General features: G+C 65.4%; 14 protein-coding genes. 10 read left to right on the plus strand and 4 right to left on the minus strand.

All coding sequences use genetic code 11. From position 1 onward, the window contains the following. Nucleotides 1-166: 166 nt before the first annotated feature. The 3 genes from G3N58_RS13625 (at nucleotide 167) to G3N58_RS13635 (ending at nucleotide 3,762) form a co-directional block, all read left to right on the plus strand. Complete coding sequence (locus G3N58_RS13625; protein WP_205999393.1) at nucleotides 167-1,744, plus strand: MFS transporter; 1,578 nt, start codon at nucleotides 167-169, stop codon at nucleotides 1,742-1,744. 265 nt (nucleotides 1,745-2,009) lie between these two features. Further along, nucleotides 2,010-2,486, plus strand: a complete 477-nt coding sequence (locus tag G3N58_RS13630; protein WP_167041720.1) for a nuclear transport factor 2 family protein — start codon at nucleotides 2,010-2,012, stop codon at nucleotides 2,484-2,486. Nucleotides 2,487-2,712: 226 nt separating this feature from the next. Continuing rightward, on the plus strand, nucleotides 2,713-3,762 hold the full coding sequence (locus G3N58_RS13635) for a 2OG-Fe(II) oxygenase (RefSeq protein WP_205999394.1): 1,050 nt from the start codon (nucleotides 2,713-2,715) through the stop codon (nucleotides 3,760-3,762). A gap of 45 nt (nucleotides 3,763-3,807) precedes the next feature. Here G3N58_RS13635 and G3N58_RS13640 read toward each other — a convergent pair whose 3' ends face one another. Next, the gene (locus tag G3N58_RS13640) at nucleotides 3,808-5,277 is read right to left on the minus strand and encodes an MFS transporter (protein ID WP_205999395.1); all 1,470 of its coding nucleotides are present in this window, start codon (nucleotides 5,275-5,277) and stop codon (nucleotides 3,808-3,810) included. Nucleotides 5,278-5,820: 543 nt separating this feature from the next. On the opposite strand from G3N58_RS13640, the gene G3N58_RS13645 reads away from it, so the two are divergent. Continuing rightward, on the plus strand, nucleotides 5,821-6,060 hold the full coding sequence (locus tag G3N58_RS13645) for a hypothetical protein (protein WP_205299189.1): 240 nt from the start codon (nucleotides 5,821-5,823) through the stop codon (nucleotides 6,058-6,060). A gap of 62 nt (nucleotides 6,061-6,122) precedes the next feature. Here G3N58_RS13645 and G3N58_RS13650 read toward each other — a convergent pair whose 3' ends face one another. Then, nucleotides 6,123-7,004: an oxaloacetate decarboxylase gene (locus G3N58_RS13650; protein ID WP_205999396.1), complete on the minus strand. Its 882-nt coding sequence runs from the start codon at nucleotides 7,002-7,004 to the stop codon at nucleotides 6,123-6,125. A gap of 210 nt (nucleotides 7,005-7,214) precedes the next feature. Here G3N58_RS13650 and prpR point away from each other — a divergent pair, with 210 nt between their 5' ends. From prpR to G3N58_RS13675, 5 genes are all read left to right on the plus strand, one after another. After that, complete coding sequence (prpR, locus tag G3N58_RS13655; protein ID WP_205999397.1) at nucleotides 7,215-9,272, plus strand: propionate catabolism operon regulatory protein PrpR; 2,058 nt, start codon at nucleotides 7,215-7,217, stop codon at nucleotides 9,270-9,272. A gap of 160 nt (nucleotides 9,273-9,432) precedes the next feature. After that, on the plus strand, nucleotides 9,433-9,996 hold the full coding sequence (ahpC, locus tag G3N58_RS13660; RefSeq protein ID WP_167041731.1) for an alkyl hydroperoxide reductase subunit C: 564 nt from the start codon (nucleotides 9,433-9,435) through the stop codon (nucleotides 9,994-9,996). Nucleotides 9,997-10,167: 171 nt separating this feature from the next. Beyond that, nucleotides 10,168-11,754 carry an alkyl hydroperoxide reductase subunit F gene (gene ahpF / locus G3N58_RS13665; RefSeq protein WP_205990940.1) on the plus strand — a complete coding sequence of 529 codons (1,587 nt, stop codon included), beginning with the start codon at nucleotides 10,168-10,170 and terminating at the stop codon, nucleotides 11,752-11,754. 427 nt (nucleotides 11,755-12,181) lie between these two features. After that, complete coding sequence (msrA, locus tag G3N58_RS13670) at nucleotides 12,182-12,973, plus strand: peptide-methionine (S)-S-oxide reductase MsrA (RefSeq protein WP_205999398.1); 792 nt, start codon at nucleotides 12,182-12,184, stop codon at nucleotides 12,971-12,973. Between the two features lie 440 nt (nucleotides 12,974-13,413). Beyond that, entirely contained in the window at nucleotides 13,414-14,313 is a 900-nt protein-coding gene (locus G3N58_RS13675; protein ID WP_167281770.1) for a MipA/OmpV family protein, read from the plus strand. Between the two features lie 32 nt (nucleotides 14,314-14,345). Here G3N58_RS13675 and G3N58_RS13680 read toward each other — a convergent pair whose 3' ends face one another. Further along, complete coding sequence (locus G3N58_RS13680) at nucleotides 14,346-14,783, minus strand: hypothetical protein (RefSeq protein WP_205999399.1); 438 nt, start codon at nucleotides 14,781-14,783, stop codon at nucleotides 14,346-14,348. A gap of 323 nt (nucleotides 14,784-15,106) precedes the next feature. Continuing rightward, nucleotides 15,107-16,048, minus strand: a complete 942-nt coding sequence (locus G3N58_RS13685) for a LysR family transcriptional regulator (RefSeq protein WP_205999400.1) — start codon at nucleotides 16,046-16,048, stop codon at nucleotides 15,107-15,109. Nucleotides 16,049-16,284: 236 nt separating this feature from the next. On the opposite strand from G3N58_RS13685, the gene G3N58_RS13690 reads away from it, so the two are divergent. After that, nucleotides 16,285-17,484 carry an amino acid aminotransferase gene (locus tag G3N58_RS13690; RefSeq protein WP_167041750.1) on the plus strand — a complete coding sequence of 400 codons (1,200 nt, stop codon included), beginning with the start codon at nucleotides 16,285-16,287 and terminating at the stop codon, nucleotides 17,482-17,484. Nucleotides 17,485-17,514: the final 30 nt, after the last annotated feature.

Below are 17,514 nucleotides of genomic sequence, written 5' to 3' on the forward strand. Positions count from 1 at the left end.
TGACTTCGCTACGATAGCGTGACTTTCGCTTCGTGCCCGCTTCGTATCCGCTTTTGGCCTGCTTTGCGCATCTGCCTTGTATCCGGCCGCTAGCGCGCTTTGAAAACCTTTCGTCCAATCGCTATCCGCTCCTGATCCGCCCTTAATCCGTTCCGAATCCGCCTGTATGTCACTGATCCCCGGCCGTCGCGCATCGTCCGCGCAGGAACCTCCCGCCCGTCCCGGCTTCGTGCTCGCCATCGCTTCGGCCACCTGCGCGTTGATCGTGCTCGACACCAATGTCGTCGCCGTCTCGCTGCCGTCGATTGCGCGCTCGTTCCACGCGAGTTTCGCCGACGTCGAATGGGTCGTCAGCGCGTACATGGTCGCGTTCGCGTCGTGTCTGCTGCCGGCGGGCGCGCTCGCCGACCGGGTCGGCCGCAAGCGCATGCTGCTGACCGGTCTCGCGGTGTTCCTGCTGGCCTCGCTCGGCTGCGGCCTCGCGCCCTCGGCGCTGGTGCTGAACCTCGCGCGCGCGCTCAAGGGCGTGGGCGCCGCGATGCTGCTGACCGCGGCGCTCGCGGTGATCGCCAACACCTTTCACGACCCCGTCGCCCGGGTGCGCGCGTGGGCCGTGTGGGGCACCTGCATGGGCGTCGCGACGACGGTCGCGCCGCTGGTCGGCGGCGTGATTACGCAATGGCTCGGCTGGCGCTGGATCTTTCTGCTCAATCTGCCGGTGTGCGCCGTGCTCGGCTGGTGCGCGGCGCGCGAGCTGCGCGAATCGCGCAACCCGTCGCCAGGTTCGCTCGACGCGGCCGGCAGCCTGCTGTTCGGGCTCGCGCTCGCATCCGGCATCTGGGCGCTGATCGAAGTGCCGTCGCATGGCCTCGCGAGCTGGGCCACCGGTGCGCGGCTCGCGGCGTGCGTGCTGCTTGGCGGCGCGTTCGTGCAATTGCAGCGCGTCCGCGTTCACGCGATGGTCGATCTTGCCCTGTTCCGGCAACCGCGCTTCGTCGCGGCGGTGCTCGCGATGTTCGGCTATGCCGCCTGCGCGCAGGTGATGATGACGTTCCTGCCGCTGTATCTGCAAAACGCGTTCGGTCTGCCGGCGATCGCCGCCGGTGTCGGCATGCTGCCGTTCGCGCTCGCGATGGTGGCGGGGCCTTACCTCGGCGCGCGCCTTGGCCGACGCGTTCCGCAAATGACCCTGCTGAGCGTGGGCCTGCTGCTGATCGCGCTCGGCAATCTGCTGACCGCGCTCGCGGCCGGCGGCGAGCGCTACGCCTGGGTCGCGTGCGGGATGGTCGTGACGGGGCTCGGCGCGGGTGTGCTGAACGGCGATACGCAGAAGGCGATCATGGCATGCGTGCCGCCGGAGCGTACCGGCATGGCGTCGGGCATCAGCACGACGACGCGCTTCACGGCGATCGTCATGTCGGTCGGCGTGCTCGGCGCGGTGCTCGCGGCCCGCACCGAGGCGAGCTTCCTCGCGACCACGCCGCTGACGGCTCCGGTACGGGCCGCGCTCGACGCCGGTTTCATGTCGCGCGTGATGGCGGGCGATGCGGCGCAGGCCACCGCGCGGTTGTCGCCGGCCTTGCAGGCCATGCTGACGGCGGCCGCGCGCGCGAGCTTCGCGGGCGGTTTTGCGGCGGCGCTGGGCGTGGCGGCGTTCGTCGCGGCGTCGGTGGCTGCGGGGATATGGGTGCTGGCGGGCAGGGCCGAAGTCGCGAGGGGACGAGGGGCCGTGTCGCGGGGGTAGCGGCGCTTGTAGCTGGTTTTTGCCAGGTTTTGTCTGGGTTTTGCCGGGTTGGTACGTGGTTGATGGCGGGCTTGTACCGGGTTCGTGCGCGCCCGGACTCCCTCAGCAGCAGGCGCTTCGCCGCCGCAAAACATTCGCCAAAACCCCCGTTCACGCCATTTTCCGATATCGTGTGCGCCATGCCCGCCACCCACCCCGAGCGGGCGGTTTTTCCGGAGTGCGATACCGCGCGCTCCCGCAATACGCAACACACGACATCGAAACAATGAGCCATCCCAACACCGAACTGATCGAACGCTTCTACACCGCCTTCCAGCAACGCGACGCCGAAACCATGGCCGCCTGCTATGCCGACGACGCCGTCTTCAGCGATCCCGCCTTCGGCGAGCTGCGCGGCGAGGAAGTGCGCGACATGTGGCGCATGCTCGTCAAACACGCGCAGGATTTCTCGCTGACCTTCGGCGAGATCGAGGCCGACGACGCGAGCGGCCGCGCGCAATGGGTCGCGAGCTATCAGTTCACCCAGACGGGGCGGCCCGTGGTCAACCGGATCGAGGCGCGCTTCGCGTTCCGCGACGGGCTCATCGTCGAGCATCGCGACCGCTTCGACCTGTGGCTGTGGATGCGTCAGGCGATGGGCGTGCGCGGCGCGCTGTTCGGCTGGTCGCCGCTCGTGCAGCGCATGCTCAGGGCGCAGGCGCGCCGCGGGCTCACGCTGTATCGTGGGCATCTGCATCGTTGAAACGGCGTAGCGATGTCGCTTCAATGCCGTTGCAGTGCCAACCGGGACTCGCCCAGAAGGCGCCGGAAAACCGCTGAAAACCGCTGAAAACCGCTGAAAACCGCTGAAAACCGCTGAAAACCGCTCTTGAGACCTGGCCATCCGGCGAACTTTTTTGGCATGGCACGCTTGCTATGATCGTCCACTCGAGCCCGCGCTTTGGCGGGTGGGACGAACAGGGAACGCTATGCCAGTCGTGGATGCCGCATGGGAAGAATGGCTGGACACCAATGTCGCGCGCGGTTGCCTGCCGGATGCGCTGATCGACGTCATGGTGCAGGCCGGCTTTGCGGCCGAGGCCGCGCGCGTCGCCGTGCACAAGGCGGTTAGCGAGCGCAGGGCCGCCGTGCGTGCCGCCACCGAGGCGGCGGCCACCGAGGCGGCGGCCACCGATTCAGCGATCGGCGGCGCGATTGCGAGCGAGGCCGCCATCATCGACGCAGCCGTCGCCAAGGTCGCCGCTAACGTAACCGTTAATGCGGCCCTTAATGCAGCCGTTAATGCAACCGCGGGCAGGTCGGTCGCGAGCGAAGCGAGTGTCATCGAAACCACCGCCGCCAACGCCGCGCCGCACGGCTACCTCTACGACGCAGCGCCGGTCGCGCACGGCAACCTGATCCGCGCCGGCGATCGCGACGTGCGCGTGCTGATGCGCTGCGAGCGGCCGCAACTGATCGTGTTCGCCGACGTGCTATCGCCCGAGGAGTGCGACGCGTTGATCGAGCGCTCGCGGCATCGGCTGAAACGCTCGACCACGGTCAATCCCGTCACCGGTAGCGAGGACGTGATCCGCAATCGCACCAGCGAAGGCGTCTGGTATCAGCGCGGCGAGGACGCGTTGATCGAGACGCTCGACCGGCGCATCGCGAGCCTGATGAACTGGCCGCTCGAAAACGGCGAGGGCTTGCAGGTCCTGCATTACGGCACGAGCGGCGAATACCGTCCGCATTTCGACTACTTTTCGCCCGATCATCCGGGCAGCGCCGTGCATACCGCGCGCGGCGGCCAGCGCGTCGCGACGCTCGTGATCTATCTGAACGACGTCGCCGAGGGCGGCGAAACGATCTTTCCCGGCGCGGGCATTTCGGTCGCGGCGCGCGCGGGCGGCGCCGTGTATTTCCGCTATATGAACGGCCGGCGCCAGCTCGATCCGCTGACCTTGCACGGCGGCGCGCCAGTGCTGGCCGGCGACAAATGGATCATGACGAAGTGGATGCGCGAGCGCGCTTATGTCTGACGTGGGCCGATCCATCCGCGCCATATCACGCGGATAAAACCGCGCTCAGCCCTTCGCGGCCCGGCTCTTCTCCGCCGGGTTTTTCTCCGTATTCTCCCCGCTGCCCGAACCGCCGCCGATGCTCTGGCCGGCATTGCGCGCGAGCCCTCTATAACCGAGCACCGACAGCAGCGTCAGCATGCCGGCGAACAGGAACGCGAGACGGAAGTCGTCGAGCGTGAAAACGTGGCCGGTCGTCTCGCCGTTCAGGTGAGCCGCGACGCGCAGCGACACCGCGCCGAACGCGATGCCGAGGCCGAGCGTCATCTGCGCGGCGGCGCTCCATAGCGTGCTCGCGGCGCTCATCTGCGGCTGCGCGATATCGGCGTAGGCCAGGGTGGCGAGTGTCGAGAACTGCATCGAGCGCGCGACGCCGTACACGAACACGACGATCAGCACGAGCGCGAGCGGCACGTTCGGCGTCAGCAGCCCGCACGCGATGATGAACACGCCCGCGATCGTCACGTCGACGATCGACACCATGCGAAAGCCGTAGCGTTTCAGGATGCGCGTGGTCAGCGCCTTCATGCCGAGGTTGCCGGTCGCGCTGGCGAGCAGCAGCAGACCCGAGTGGAACGCCGAGAGCCCGAAGCCGAGCTGGAACAGCAGCGGCATCAGATAAGGTACCGCGCCGATGCCGATGCGCGTGAACGACCCGGTGATGACCGTCACCGAGAACGTCGGCACCTTCAGCGTCGATACGTCGACGAGCGGATGCGGGTGGCGCTTCGCGTGCTGGAACGCGATCACGCCGACCAGCAGGCCGCCCGCCATGACCGCGCAGGCGAGCCACACGTTGGTGGCGGGCTGGCTCGCGAGCTCGGCGCCGTACAGGAGCGCGGTCAGCGAGATGCCGCTCAGCACGAGGCCGACCACGTCGAGCGGCTTGCGGGCGGTTTCGCGCAGGTTCGGCACGAGCATCAGCGCGACCGTGATCGCGGCGATGCCGAACGGCACGTTGAGCAGGAAGATCCAGCGCCACGACGCGTAAGTCGTGATGAAGCCGCCGATCGGCGGCCCGACCACGGGCGCCGCGATGGCCGGCCAGGTGATGGTCGCGATCGCCTGCATCATGCGGGCCTTTTCGGTACTGCGCACGACGATGAGCCGGCCGACCGGCACCATCATCGCGCCGCCGATGCCTTGCAGCAGCCGCGCGGCCGTGAACTCGGGGACGTTCTGCGACAGCCCGCACAGCACCGAGGCGACCGTAAACACGCCGATTGCGCTGACGAACACGGTGCGCGCGCCGCAGCGGTCAGCGACCCAGCCGCTCGCCGGGATGAAGATCGCGAGCGCGAGCATGTACGCGGTCATGCCGAGGCTCAGGCTGTTCGGGCCGACGCCGAACGAGCGCGCCATCTGCGGCAGCGCGGTGGCGATCACGGTGGTGTCGAGATACTCCATGAAGAAGGTGGCCGCGACGATATACGGCAGCCAGCCGACGTGCGCATTGCGGGTGCCGGCGCCGCTCATCGCGCGATCTCCGCTGCCGGGCGCATGAGCGCATGCGCGTGAGGACGGTTGGCGAGCAGGGACGTGGTGCGCGAGGAGTTTGACTTCATGGTGCTTGCGATTGCCTTTCGATTGCGTTTTGCCGGCGTTCGTGGGAGCGGATCGGCGAGAAATTCGAAACCGGCCGCGGAACGGTGGCTGAGTGGCGGTGGCCTGGCGAAGACGTCGGTCCGCCTTTGGGCTTGCCCGGTCGCCAGCCCTGAATCGTAACGCAATAAATGGCGCCATATTGTTGCGGTGTGCAGGGGGTTGGGGTGCGGGGGCGTAGTGGATGGTTTTGTGTTAGCGGTTTTTGTCGGGGGCCTGGTTTTTGAAGCGGTTTATGTGTTTTGCGCGATCCGCACGCGGGTTTAAGAGCTGTCTGACTGTATTAGGGGAGAAATCTGGCTAACGTTGATACGCCTGGATCACGCGGGACGGGGTCGATCTCGCGGGACGCATCGCACGTTCCGTAACCGACGATGGGCAAGCACTTCGAGAACCTATCCGTACAAAGGAGAGCCTATGATGCACGTCATTAGATTATTTGGGCTGCTTTGCCTGGTAGCACAGACGGCATATGCGTCTACATCGATTTACGGATCGGCATTCGACTATAAGAAGGCTCAACCCGCGAGCGCATACTTCAGCGGAAAGAGCAGGGCAGAGATCGCATCGTATTGCAAGAAGGAATATCTCGGGACGATGGATGCATTCGACCATCAAATAGGCCTGTACCTGCGCCATCCTGGCGTGATCGGATAACGGCAGGCCTGGTCACGAGAATACGTAGCCGGCCTGCGCTTCCATGAGTGGCCGCCGTCTCCTTACTCCTTCGCCGCATACTCCTTATCGAGCCGGTCATACAACGGCTTATTAACCAGCCGCTGACGCTCGCTGAACGGCGCAACGATCGTCGCGTCTTCGTCGAGGCGGCCGTTGCTCCGGAGCGTGCCGAGCGCGCGCTGCATGCCGACCAGCGCGCCTTGCAGCGCCGCGTTCGCGTACAGCACGATGCCGTAGCCGAGCTTCGCGAGCGTTTCGCGCGACTGCACCGGCGTCTTGCCGCCGATCACGATGTTGATGAGTTGCGGCGTCTCGAACAGCGACGGCAGACGTTCGATGTCGGCGAGCGACTCGGTTGCCTCGATAAAGAGAATGTCGGCGCCCGCCTCGATGAAGCGATGGCCACGCTCGATCGCGTCCTCGATGCCATGCACCGCGGCCGCGTCGGTACGCGCCATGATCTGCAGGTTGGCGTCCTCGCGCGCATCGACGGCCGCGCGGAGCTTGCCGACCATCTCGCTCGTGGCGACCACTTCCTTGCCCGAGAAGTGGCCGCATTTCTTCGGCATCACCTGGTCCTCGAACTGGATCACGTCGGCGCCGCTGCGCTCGAGCACGCGCACGGTCTGCCGCACGTTCAACGCGTTGCCGAAGCCGGTGTCGGCGTCGACGAGCAGCGGCAGCGCAACCGCGTCGCGAATGCGTGCCGTGTGCTCGGCGACTTCGGCAAGGCCGATAAAGCCGAGGTCGGGCAGGCCCAGCGACATATTGGTGACGCCCGCGCCGGTGACGTAGATCGCTTCGAAACCGGCGTCCTCGATCACGCGTGCGCTCATCGCGTTGAACGCGCCAGGCACGAGCTGGCCCTGGCGTTGATTGACCTTGGCGCGGAACGCGGCGCGGCGGGTGGCGGCTGTCGTCATGGTGCTATGTCTCCGGAAGAAAAGCGTGGGTGGAACGTACGCAGCATTGTGCAGGAAGCATGCCATTGACTGGTGTTTCGGGGGCAAACCGGCGGATCAAGGGTTGGCGTGACATAAGCCGGTAAAAGGTGTTCATGGGGTGTTCATGGCAGAATAAGTAAAACGTTCCAGAAACGTTTCATCGACACTGCTTCAACCAGGAGCCCCACGGTGTCCACCTTCAGCCCGTTTCTCGCCAACCCGATCCCACCCCTCAATTCGAACGCCGATTCCAGCCGTCCCGGCGTCGCGCTCGTCAGCATCAGCCGGCTGCAATCGCTGTGCGAGGCGGTCGAGCCGCGCTACGCCGGACGCGCGAAATTCTTCACGGTGCGCGAGGGCTACGGTGCGGCCGTCGCGGCGCTGCAAGCCTACGTGGATGCGGGCGCGGTCGACGTCGTGCTGTCCGCCGGCTCGAACGGCGCGTATCTGCGCGAGAACCTCAGCGTGCCGGTCGTGATGGTCAAGGTGAACGGCTTCGACGTGCTGAGCGCGATCACGCGCGCCACGGCCACGTGGCCCGGCGCGCGCATCGGGCTCGTGCTGCACGCGGCGATCGCGCACGAACTCGCCGATCTGAGCCCGCTGCTCAATGCCGATTTGCGGCAGCGCGCCTATCGGTCGCTCGACGAGGTCCGGCTCGTGGTCGAACAGCTGGCCGCCGAGGGCTGCGGCGTCGTCATCGGGGCCGGCATGGCCTGCGATCTGGCGCAGCAGGCCGGCATGGAGAGCGTTTTCCTGTACTCGCTCGCGGCGGTCGAGGAAGCCTTCGAGCAGTCGGTCGAACTGGCGCGCGTGAGCCGGCAGAAGGAGGCGAAGCGCGTGCGGCTGAATACGATCGTCGCGCATCTGCGCGACGGCGTCGCCGCGTTCGATGAGGCCGGTCAGCTCGAAGCCGTCAACCCGGCCATGCTCGAACTGCTCGGGCTCAGGCTCGACACGGCGAAAGAAGCGCCTCTCGCAGGCGCCGGGAAACCGATTCCGCAGGACGCCGGCGACCTGTCATCGCAGGTCACACGCACGCTCGCGCCGCTGCTGCGCGAAACCCTCGGCCACGACCGGCCGGTCGACGAGCGCATCGAGCAGATAGGCGGGCGCGCGCTGATCGTCAATTGCGTGCCGATCGTCGAGCAGGGCACGCGCGCCGGTTTCGTCGTGACCGCGCAGGACGCGCTCGTCGCGCAGCGGATCGACCGCTCGCTGCGCACGAACCAGCGGCCGAAGCAACTGGTCGCGCGGCATCGGCTCGACGATCTGATCGGCGCGTCGGCGGCGCTCGAACGCGTGCGCCGGCTCGCGCTGGCCGGCGCCGCGCACGACGCGACCGTGCTGCTGAGCGGCGAAAGCGGCACCGGCAAGGAGTTGGTCGCGCAGGGCATCCACAACGCGAGCCCGCGGCGCGGCAATCCGTTCGTCGCGTTCAACTGCGCGGCGCTGCCCGAGGGGCTGATCGAAAGCGAACTGTTCGGCCACGAGGAAGGCGCGTTCACGGGCGCGCGGCGCGGCGGCAAGCCGGGGCTCTTCGAAATCGCGCATACCGGCACGATTTTTCTCGATGAAATCGGCGAAATGCCGGCCGCGCTGCAAAGCCGGCTGCTGCGCGTGCTGCAGGAGCGCGAGGTGATGAAGCTCGGTGCGAGCCGCGCCACGCCGGTCGACGTGCGCGTGATCGCGGCGACGCACCGCGACCTGCATGCGCTCGTCGAGCAGGGTGCGTTTCGCGCGGATCTGTATTTTCGATTAAACCTGCTTCAGATAAAATTGCCACCATTGCGTGAACGGCGCGCCGACATTGCCTTGCTGGCGCGGCATCTGCTGGGCCGCAACGCGCTGCAGTACGGCTTGCCGGCGGCGTCGCTCGAACGGGTGCTGGCGTTTCTCGCGCCGCTTTTTGCGAATTACGCGTGGCCGGGCAACGTCCGCGAGCTCGAAAACCTGCTCGTGCGCGCCGCGATCTATATCGGTTCGATGGCTGGCAACAGCGCGCCGGACGACGCCTCGGCGGACTGGCAGGCGGTGTTTCCCGAATTCGGGCGGCTTGGGCCGGCAACGGCGTCCGAAGCGCAGCAGACAAGCGCTGGCGTCGCCGCGGACGCCACGGCCCCGCGCGCGATGCCGACCCGCGAGGAAGTGCTGCTCGCGCTCGAACGCTCCGGCGGCAATCGCGCGGCCGCGAGCCGCGCACTGGGGATCGGCCGGACCACGCTGTGGCGGCTTCTGAAGGATTGAAGCGGCCTGGCCGCAGGCCCCCAAAGCGAACCGATAGTCGGCACCGGCAAAATAAATAGTGTCAGACTATCAATATCATTTAAACAATCCGCTTTACCTATCGGGCTCGGTTTGGCATACTGACTCCACTTTCCACCCACTCAGAAAGAGGACTCAGCAAATGCCGATCATCAACAGTCAAGTCAAACCGTTCAAGGCACAGGCTTACCACAATGGCGATTTCACGACCGTCACTGAAGAAAGCCTGAAGGGCAAGTGGTCGGTTTTCGTGTTCTACCCGGCCGACTTCACGTTCGTCTGCCCGACCGAACTCGGTGACCTGGCCGATCGTTACGAAGATTTCAAGAAGCTCGGCGTGGAAATCTACAGCGTGTCGACCGATACGCATTTCACGCACAAGGCATGGCACGACACGTCGGACACGATCCAGAAGATCAAGTACCCGATGCTGGCCGACCCGACGCTCGCCATCTCGCGCAACTTCGACGTGCTGATCGAAGAAGAAGGCCTCGCACTGCGCGGCACGTTCGTGGTCAACCCGGAAGGCGAGATCAAGCTGTGCGAAGTCCACGACAACGGCATCGGCCGTGACGCCGGCGAGCTGCTGCGCAAGGTTCAGGCTGCCCAGTACATCGCGGCTCACCCGGGTGAAGTTTGCCCCGCCAAGTGGACGCCGGGCGCAGAAACGCTGACCCCGTCGCTCGATCTGATCGGCAAGATCTAAGGTCTGCGCAGCGCCTGCTGCGGCTGTAGTCGACATTTCCCGGTATTTTCCGGTGCATCACCGCGCGAAACGCCCGATACGGCGCTTCGTGCGTCCTCGGGCCGCACGTGTTCTATCCGACGCGTGCGGTGCCGGGAACCCCACACCCCACGTCACGGAAAACGCAAAGCCATGCTTGACGCCAATCTCAAGACTCAACTCAAAACGTACCTCGAAAAAGTTAGCAGGCCTATCGAGCTCGTCGCTTCGCTCGACGACAGCGCGAAGTCGCAGGAGCTGCTGGCCTTGCTGAACGATATCGCGACGTTGTCGGAGCGCGTCACGGTGATCGAGCGTCGCGGCGACAGCGAACGCAAGCCGTCGTTTTCGATCGGCGAAGCGGGCAAGGACACCGGCATCCGTTTCGCCGGCATTCCGATGGGGCATGAATTCACGTCGCTCGTCCTTGCCTTGCTGCAGGTCGGCGGCCATCCGGTCAAACTCGACGACGCGGTGATCGAACAGATCCGCAGTCTCGACGGCGACTATCAATTCGAAACGTATTTCTCGCTGTCGTGCCAGAACTGCCCGGAAGTCGTGCAGGCGCTGAACGTGATGGCGTTGATCAACCCGCGCATCCGTCACGTCGCGATCGACGGCGCGCTGTTCCAGAACGAAGTCGAAGCGCGCCAGGTCATGGCCGTGCCGACGATGTTCATGAACGGCGAAGTGTTCGGCCAGGGCCGCAGCGGCGTCAAGGAAATCCTCGCGAAGCTCGACACCAACGCCGGTGCACGTGCTGCCAAGGAGCTGGAAAAGAAGCCGGTATTCGACACGCTGATCGTCGGTGGCGGCCCGGCGGGCGCGGCGGCGGCCATCTACTCGGCGCGCAAGGGCATTGCGACCGGCGTCGTGGCCGAGCGTTTCGGCGGCCAGGTGCTCGACACGCTCGCGATCGAAAACTTCGTCTCGGTGACGGAAACCGAAGGACCGAAGTTCGCGACCGCGCTCGAACAGCACGTAAAGGCCTATGACGTCGACATCATGGACGTGCAGCGCGCCGAAGCGCTGATTCCGGGGCGCATCAACGAGGTGCGTCTCGCGAATGGCGCGGTGCTGAAGGCGAAGACGATCGTCCTCGCGACCGGCGCGCGCTGGCGCGAAATCAACGTGCCGGGCGAGCGCGAGTATCGCAATCACGGCGTGGCGTACTGCCCGCACTGCGATGGCCCGCTGTTCAAGGGCAAGCGCGTCGCGGTGATCGGCGGCGGCAACTCGGGCGTCGAGGCGGCGATCGACCTCGCCGGTCTCGTGCGCGAAGTGACGCTGCTCGAATTCGGCGCGACGCTGCGAGCCGACGAAGTGCTGCAACGCAAGCTGCGCAGCCTGCCGAACGTGACGGTCGTCACGCAGGCGCAGACCACGGAGATCACCGGCGACGGCAAGAAGGTCAACGGTCTGGCCTACAAGGACCTGGCTTCGGGCGACGTGAAGACAATCGAACTCGAAGGCGTGTTCGTGCAGATCGGCCTCGTGCCGAACACCGAATGGCTCAAGGGCACGGTGGAGCTGTCGAAGCATGGCGAGATCGTCGTCGATGCGCGCGGTGCGACTTCGGTGCCGGGCGTGTTCGCCGCCGGCGACGTGACCACGGTGCCGTTCAAGCAGATCGTGATCGCGGTCGGCGAGGGGGCGAAGGCGTCGTTGTCCGCGTTCGATCACCTGATCCGCAGCAGCGCGGACGAAGAGAGCGAAGCGCAGGTCGAAGCAACGGTTTGATCGTATCGCTCGATGCTGTAGTAGTGGTGAACGGAACGGCGGCCTGAGGGCTGCCGTTTTTATTTGCGCGGGCCGTCGCGGCGAAGCTGCACAAGCCGAAAAGCAGCCGTTGAAGGGCGGTTTTTCTCTGCGAAATTCCCGCTGCAAGTCGTGCTGCCGCGAGAAAAGACGCGCATGCTGTCATAAAACGGTGTGACCGCCGACTAAGCTTCGGGTCACGCGCGAGGGGAAGCATCCATGCACCGGGATGCAGCATCGCACCGCGTGAACGATATGTTTTTTCCGGAGCGATCACCATGAATGACATCACGATTTTGCGGCAACAAACGGACATTGTTCAGATCGACGGCGGTCTCGCATCGCGATTCGCGAGCGTATCGACTGGGGTGTATCGACCGAGTGTGCGGGTTGAATGAGGAGATGCAAAATGAATCTCGGCAAGCGTAGTTTTCGTACCTCGTTTCGCGGCTTATTGCGTACTTTTTCGTCGATCTCGTCGTGTATTCCGGCTCGCTCACGTACCGCAGCAGTCTTCGCGCTGCTCGGCGCCGGCCTGTTTGCGCTGGTGTTCACGCAGCGCATCGCGTTCTCGGCGGAGACCGCGGTCGTGATCGCGCCACCCACGCTCGATGAACCGCTTGCCGCCGGCATGCCGCGCGAGGAAACCGCGGTGTTCGCGGGCGGCTGCTTCTGGGGCGTGCAGGGCGTGTTCCAGCACGTACGCGGCGTGACGAAGGCGGTGTCAGGCTATTCGGGTGGCGCGCGCGATACCGCGCAGTACGAGACCGTCAGCGGTGGCGAAACGGGCCACGCCGAATCGGTGCAGGTCACGTTCGATCCGGGCAAGGTCACGTACGGCCAACTTTTACAGGTCTATTTCTCGGTGATTCAGGACCCGACCCAACTGAACCGTCAGGGGCCCGATAGCGGTACGCAATACCGCTCGGCGGTGTTCCCGCTCAACGACGCGCAGCGGCGGGTGGCGCAGAGCTATATCGCGCAGCTCGACAGATCGCATGTGTTTCCTGCGCCGATCGTCACGAAGGCGGAGCCGTACAAGGGCTTCTATCCGGCCGAGTCGTACCATCAGAACTACCTGACGTTGCATCCCGATTCGGCCTATATCGCGATCAACGACATGCCGAAAATCGTCAATCTGAAACGGCTATTCCCCAATCTGTATCGCGACAAGCCGGTGCTGGTCGAAGCGCAGCAGTAGTGGCGCCGTGACGCCTTCTTCCTTGCCTTCGTCGTCTTCCGGGCGACGAAGGCGGTCGTTGTTCGTGCTCTTTTGCGGCGCATGGCGCGACCGCTTCACTCCGATCTTCGCCCCGACCCCTCGCGCGCCGTTCCCGCAGCAGCGCCCGTATCACCCGATCATCGAATCACCACGAACGTGGCGCATATTTTGCGTAAGTGCTTTCCAGCGGCCATTTTCCGCAACCCGGCCGTTGATGCGAAAGCCGCGCACGGCGTGATCGTCGCGCGTCGCCGATGCAGTAGCGCGGCGCAAGCGCATGCCGTACAGCCCGCATCTCCTACTGGAAAAATTACATTGCCGTCAGTAGCCGCGCGGCAGGCGCCCGAGTTTCAGGTCCGCTCATGGACCTCGGGCAAGGACCCAAGCTCCTCGCGACAAGGCGAGATCGGAGGCCCCTGGTGTTGAACAGCCGTAGAAAGAAGCGGGGCGGCAGGCTTCGCCACAAACAAACCGGCAGCGCGGCGAGTTCGCTCGTCGAGGCGACCCTTGGCGCAATGGTCTTTCTGCCCGGCGTCGCCTTCGCGCAGACGCCGTCGCCGCTCGGGGAGTGGCAGTACTCGGCCGGCATTGCACTGCAGAAGATGTATCAGCCGGACATCCCCGACTGGCAGGTGCGCCTCGGCGCGGCGACGTCGTTCCAGCCGCGCTTCGAGGGTTCGGACCGCTATCACGTCGTGGCCGGGCCGAGCCTCGACGTGCGCTACAAGGACCTGTTCTTTCTGTCGAGCGGCGAGGGCTTCGGCGCGAACTTCGCGCAGGGCGAGAACTGGCGCATGAGTCTCGCCGCCGTCTACGACCTCGGGCGGCGCGCGCGCGACGATCCGCAGGAACTCGACGGACTCGGCAACATCAACGCGGCGCCGGGTCTGAAGCTGGCCGGCGAATACGTCGTGTCGAAGACGTTTCCGCTCGTCGTGCGCGCCGACATTCGCCGCTACTTCGGCGGCTCGAATGGGTGGACCGGCGATCTCGGCGCCTATCTGCCGATGCCCGGCAGCACGAAGCAGTTCTTCTGGTTCGCCGGTCCGAACGTGACGCTTGCCGACTCGAAATACATGAACAGCTGGTTCGGCGTCAATCAGGAGCAGGCCGCGCACTCGCAGTATTCGCCGTACCACGCGAGCGCGGGCTTCAAGTCGGTGGGCTTCGGCATCAGCGCGGTCTGGCTGTTCAACAGGCACTGGTTCGCCACCGCGGATGGCGCATTCGAGCAACTGGTCGGCAGCGCGGGCAACAGTCCGATCACGCACAGCCGGGCGACCGGGGTTGCCGATGTGTCGATCAACTATCGGTTCTGAGGCGACTGGGGCCGGCGAATACGGCGACGCGATCAATCGCGTTGCCGTAGCCATGCCGATTCACACAGGACGGCGACTTCAGCGCCGCATGAGGGATCCAGTGCGAATAGCGCTGTTTTTCCTGCCTGTATGGATTGAGTGATCTGCTCCGCTTGCTCCTGAGACACGAGCACGGGTTTGGAGTCGGCCCAGCTGCGAATCCATCCGACGATGGTTCTCACCTCGTTGACGGAAAACGAATGTATCGGCGACAGCAATACGCGCGAGGCAACATTTTGCTCCGCGAAATCCAGCATTCGCATGGCAAGCACCTGCCTGAAAAGCAGGACCTCTATTTCACCATTGACACGCTTGAAGCCGAGCTCCAACTCGCGTTCATCGCGACGGTGCTCGATCCGCAAGAGTTCGGCATCGTGGAAGTTCGGGAAACTCTGGATTTCCCGCACATTTGTGTAATTTGATTTTTCCATTTCGTTTCCGTCTATCAGGGGAGCAGTGAAAACGGCAGACCGGGGCCGTGCCCGAGCTGCCCACCAGGCGGATCGATTGTCCAGTTGTGGGCGTGAGGGGCGCCCTGACCGCGATAGACGGTCAAGGACATAGACAGGCCGACGATTGATTTGAAGTCGCTGCCCGGATCGGCAGAGATCAGATAATCGTCGTGCGGCAGGCTGTCCGTACATGGGCGAAGGCCCAAAATAGAAAACCTGGTTGAATTGCATTCGCAGCAGCGTATCGACGGAGCGAGCGCGTCGAGGCAGTCAGCGCCTTCAGCGCAACCTGCCATCCAGCCTCACTCCCGCTTTCCCCGCGCCTCGCTCTGCATCTCCCGATCCCAGCGCCTTAACCACGGCATGACGAAATCCGCGAAACCATCGGCGGACGGCGACAGCGCGCGCTCGGTCGGGCGATACACGCAGACCTCGCGAATCGTTTCGGGATCGACGATGCGCCTCATCACGAGCCCGAACGTGCGCGCGAGCGGCGCGACGTAGGCCGGCGCCAGCGTGACCGCGAGCCCTTGCGAGGCGAGGCCGAACGCGGTCGTGACGTTGTCGACGACGTCGACCGGGATAATGCGCGCCTCGGCCGGCAGATTCGCGCGCATCTGGTCGACCGCGCGTTCGTGATCGCGCCCGGTCGCGACGATCGGCACGTCGCGCAGATGCCGCCACTGCACGCGCCGGCGCGCCGCGAGCGCGTGCGTAGCCGCGCACCACATGACCCACGGGCTCGCGAACGCCGGATCGCAGCGCACGCGTGCGCCGCTTGGCCGGTCGGGGCCGATCGCGAGATCGACGTCGCCGCTCTCGACGCGCTCCACCAGTTGCTCGACCCCGGTGTCGCAGATGCGCACGACGACCTTCGGCTTGTTGCGCGCATAGTCGGCGATCGCCGCGGGCAGCGCCGTGGCCGCGATCACGAGCGGCGCGCCCACGCGCACGATGCCGGCCGCGCGGTTGCGGATGTCGTCGGCGGATTGCGCGGCCGCCTGTACGTGGCGCAGCACCGATTCGGCCGAGGCGAGGAAATCCTGTCCCGCGCTCGACAGCGCGACGCGCCGCGTCGTGCGATCGAACAGCCGGAAGCCGAGTTCGGTTTCGAGTTCGGCCAGCAACTGGCTGACCGCCGAGGCAGTCAGCCCGAGCCGGGCCGCCGCCGCGCCGATGCTGTGAAGATCGACGATGGCGAGAAACGCTTCGAACTGGCGGATCGTGACACGGGTAAGAGGCATAGGGCCGATTCTAAAGAAAAACTTACGAATCGTGAAAAATCGCTTGATTGTGCCGCGCGCGCCGAGGGCCGATACTCGTGCAAATCGACGTCGTCGGGCAAACCCGCTTAGACTTGAGGTTTGCCTGGTCGTCCGCGGCCGCGCCCGACGTCGCCGAAACCGCTCGGCCGAGGTGCGCGGCCCCGGTGTCGCGGCCGCTACCCTTGGCCTTTCGAGGCCGCCTTCAAGGACTTGCCATGTTTGACCACATTCCCGCCTATCCCGGCGACCCGATTCTGAGCCTGAACGAAGACTTTCAGCTGGACCCCAGGCCGAACAAGGTCAACCTGAGCATCGGCATCTATTTCGACGACGCCGGCAAGCTGCCCGTCATCGACGCGGTGCGCCGCGCCGAAACCGCGCTGCTCGACGCGATCGGCCCGCGCTCGTATCTGCCGATGGCGGGTCTGCCGCTCTATCGCGACACCGCGCAGGCGCTCGTGTTCGGCGCGAACCACGCGGCGCGCGAGGCGGGCCGCATCGCCACCCTGCAGACGCTCGGCGGCTCGGGCGCGCTCAAGGTCGGTGCCGATTTCCTTAAGCGCTATTTCCCGGGCTCGCAGATGTGGATCAGCGACCCGAGCTGGGAAAACCATCGCGTCGTGTTCGAGGCGGCGGGGCTCACGGTCAACACCTATCCGTACTACGACCCGCAAACGGGCGGCCTGCGTTTCGCCGAGATGCTCGCCGCGATCGATACGCTGCCCGAAAAGAGCGTCGTGCTGCTGCATGCGTGCTGCCATAACCCGACCGGTGTCGATCTGAGCCCGGCGCAATGGGCCGAACTGGTGCCGGTATTGCAGCGCCGCAAGCTGATCGCGTTCGTCGACATGGCCTACCAGGGTTTCGGCGCGGGCCTTGAGGAAGACGCCGCCTGCGTGCGTCTGCTCGCCGACGCGGACGTGCCGCTGATCGTCGCCAATTCGTTCTCGAAGAACTTCTCGTTGTACGGCGAACGCTGCGGCGCCTTGAGCGTCGTGTGCCGGAGCGCCGACGAAGCCGCGCGCGTGCTCGGCCAACTGATGGCGGCGGTGCGCGCGAACTACAGCAATCCGCCGACGCACGGCGCGCGCCTCGTCGCCAACGTGCTTGCCGATGCGCAACTGCGCGCCTCGTGGGAAGCCGAACTCGGCGCGATGCGCGAGCGGATTCTGGCGATGCGCAACACGATCTACGCGGGCCTCGAAGGCCGTGTGGACGACGTAATGCGCACGCGCTACGTCGCGCAACGCGGCATGTTCACGTACACAGGGCTGTCCGAAAGCCAGGTCGAGCGCCTGCGTAACGAATACGCAGTGTACGTGCTGCGCTCGGGACGCATGTGCGTCGCGGGCCTCAACGCGCGCAACGCCGAGTACGTGGCCTCGTCGATCGCAGCGGTGGTGTCGGGCGCCTGAGTCCGGCATCGAGCCAGGCATCGAGCGCGG

The organism is Paraburkholderia sp. Ac-20342 (genome assembly GCF_017104985.1).
Lineage (GTDB): Bacteria > Pseudomonadota > Gammaproteobacteria > Burkholderiales > Burkholderiaceae > Paraburkholderia.

What these genes read in the sequence shown, in the direction of transcription:
- G3N58_RS13625 (WP_205999393.1), top strand. Translation starts at nt 167, where the DNA reads ATGTCACTGATCCCCGGCCGTCGCGCATCGTCCGCGCAGGAACCTCCC.
- G3N58_RS13630 (WP_167041720.1), top strand. Translation starts at nt 2,010, where the DNA reads ATGAGCCATCCCAACACCGAACTGATCGAACGCTTCTACACCGCCTTC.
- G3N58_RS13635 (WP_205999394.1), top strand. Translation starts at nt 2,713, where the DNA reads ATGCCAGTCGTGGATGCCGCATGGGAAGAATGGCTGGACACCAATGTC.
- G3N58_RS13640 (WP_205999395.1), bottom strand. Translation starts at nt 5,277, where the DNA reads ATGAGCGGCGCCGGCACCCGCAATGCGCACGTCGGCTGGCTGCCGTAT.
- G3N58_RS13645 (WP_205299189.1), top strand. Translation starts at nt 5,821, where the DNA reads ATGATGCACGTCATTAGATTATTTGGGCTGCTTTGCCTGGTAGCACAG.
- G3N58_RS13650 (WP_205999396.1), bottom strand. Translation starts at nt 7,004, where the DNA reads ATGACGACAGCCGCCACCCGCCGCGCCGCGTTCCGCGCCAAGGTCAAT.
- ahpC (WP_167041731.1), top strand. Translation starts at nt 9,433, where the DNA reads ATGCCGATCATCAACAGTCAAGTCAAACCGTTCAAGGCACAGGCTTAC.
- ahpF (WP_205990940.1), top strand. Translation starts at nt 10,168, where the DNA reads ATGCTTGACGCCAATCTCAAGACTCAACTCAAAACGTACCTCGAAAAA.
- msrA (WP_205999398.1), top strand. Translation starts at nt 12,182, where the DNA reads ATGAATCTCGGCAAGCGTAGTTTTCGTACCTCGTTTCGCGGCTTATTG.
- G3N58_RS13680 (WP_205999399.1), bottom strand. Translation starts at nt 14,783, where the DNA reads ATGGAAAAATCAAATTACACAAATGTGCGGGAAATCCAGAGTTTCCCG.
- G3N58_RS13685 (WP_205999400.1), bottom strand. Translation starts at nt 16,048, where the DNA reads ATGCCTCTTACCCGTGTCACGATCCGCCAGTTCGAAGCGTTTCTCGCC.
- G3N58_RS13690 (WP_167041750.1), top strand. Translation starts at nt 16,285, where the DNA reads ATGTTTGACCACATTCCCGCCTATCCCGGCGACCCGATTCTGAGCCTG.